Source organism: Bartonella pachyuromydis (assembly GCF_039543065.1).
GTDB classification, from domain to species: Bacteria; Pseudomonadota; Alphaproteobacteria; order Rhizobiales; family Rhizobiaceae; genus Bartonella; species Bartonella pachyuromydis.
The window spans coordinates 1-1,686 of the sequence record NZ_BAABJA010000043.1 but is presented as its reverse complement, the minus strand read 5'-3'; the positions used below and the strand labels follow the sequence as shown (position 1 = coordinate 1,686).

2 protein-coding genes are annotated in these 1,686 nt (G+C 40.7%); both read left to right on the top strand.

Annotated elements, in window-relative coordinates:
- The coding region (locus ABD917_RS08635; RefSeq protein ID WP_345119656.1) for an IS607 family transposase at window positions 1-509 on the top strand (509 nt) is incomplete at its 5' end.
- Window positions 506-1,686, top strand: a 1,181-nt coding sequence (locus ABD917_RS08630) for an RNA-guided endonuclease InsQ/TnpB family protein (RefSeq protein WP_345119655.1), incomplete at its 3' end; no start/stop codon positions are given. The genes ABD917_RS08635 and ABD917_RS08630, both read left to right, overlap by 4 nt.

Below are 1,686 nucleotides of genomic sequence, written 5' to 3'. Positions count from 1 at the left end.
ATCGCCGTTATGACCTCTCCAAGCTGAAACCTGATTGTTTTCGTTCGAAAGAACTTTCTCAAAGAAAAACTATTGCTTATGCTCGTGTATCAAGCCATGATCAAACAGACGATTTAGAGCGACAAAAACAGGTTCTCGAACTTTATTGCGCAAGCCAAGGCTGGATTTATGAACTCATCTCTGATTTAGGATCAGGGATGAATTATCGTAAAAAAGGTCTTAAACGTTTATTGGATGCTCTTATTGAAAATGAAATAGGTCGTTTGGTGATTACGCATAAAGATCGTTTATTGCGCTTTGGGGCGGAACTGGTCTTCGCCATTTGTGAAGCCAAACAAGTTGAGGTTGTCATTCTCAATCAAGGAGAAGAAAGTAGTTTTGAAGAAGATTTAGCTAAAGATGTTTTAGAAATCATTACTGTTTTCAGTGCTCGTCTTTATGGAAGTCGTTCTAGAAAAAATCAAAAGTTATTAGAGAATGTTCGTCAAGCTGTAGAGGCATCGCAATGATTGTTGCTCACAAAATAGCTCTAGACTTAAACAATAAACAGCGAAGCTATATGGCTCGAGCCAGTGGTTGTGCACGCTTTGCTTATAATTGGGCACTGAGAGAGTGGCAGCAGCAATATGAAGCGTGGAAGAAAGATAGTCGTTTACCAAAGCCTAATAACTATGCGCTACGTAGACAATTCAATTCTCTAAAGCGAGAACAATTTCCTTGGATTATGGAAGTTACTAAAAATGCTCCACAAATGGCAATTATTCAATTGGGTGTGGCTTTTAAGAATTTCTTTTCAGGGAAGAGTCGATATCCCACTTTTAGAAAGAAAGGAGTGCACGATCGTTTTACTTTAACCAATGATCAAATACAGCTGCAAGGTTCCAAGATAAGAATTCCCAAACTTGGTTGGGTTCGTCTGCGAGAACAATTGCGCTTTCAAGGAAAGCTGTTGTCAGCAACCATTAGCCGTAAAGCGGATAGGTGGTTTGTCAGTCTTAGCGTTGAAACAGATAATCAAGCCTCATTGAGCGAGAACCAAGCTATTGTTGGCCTTGATTTGGGCATTAATGCCCTTGCAACGCTTTCGACAGGAGAGACTATAGGAAGCGTTAAACCTTATAAGGTTTTGTTAAATCGTTTACGCCGCTTATCACGGCGTTTAAGTCGTAAGAAAAAAGGCTCGAGCAACCGCTATAAGGCGAAACAAAAACTCGCTAAGCTTCATGCGCGTATAAGCAATATAAGAACGGATAATTTGCATAAGGTTACAACCGATTTAATTCAGCGTTTTGGTAGCTTTTGTCTGGAAGATCTTCATGTAAAAGGCTTGCTGAAAAATCGTCATTTATCGCGTTCGCTTTCAGATCAAAGTTTTTTCGAGTTTTGTCGTCAATTGACATATAAGGCAACCCGCTATGGTCGACATATTGTTATTGCCGATCGTTGGTATGCGAGCAGTAAGATCTGCCATCATTGCGGCTGTAAGATTGAACGATTACCTCTTAACATACGTCAGTGGAGATGTTCTCATTGTGGGACCCACCATGATAGAGACATTAATGCTGCGATTAATTTAAAAAACTTGGCGGTGAGTTCCACCGTGTCAGCCTGTGGAGAGGAAGGCTCTGGCCAATGTCTTGTGACTTTGGTGAAACCAGCCTCGAAGAAGCAGGAAATCAACAGTAG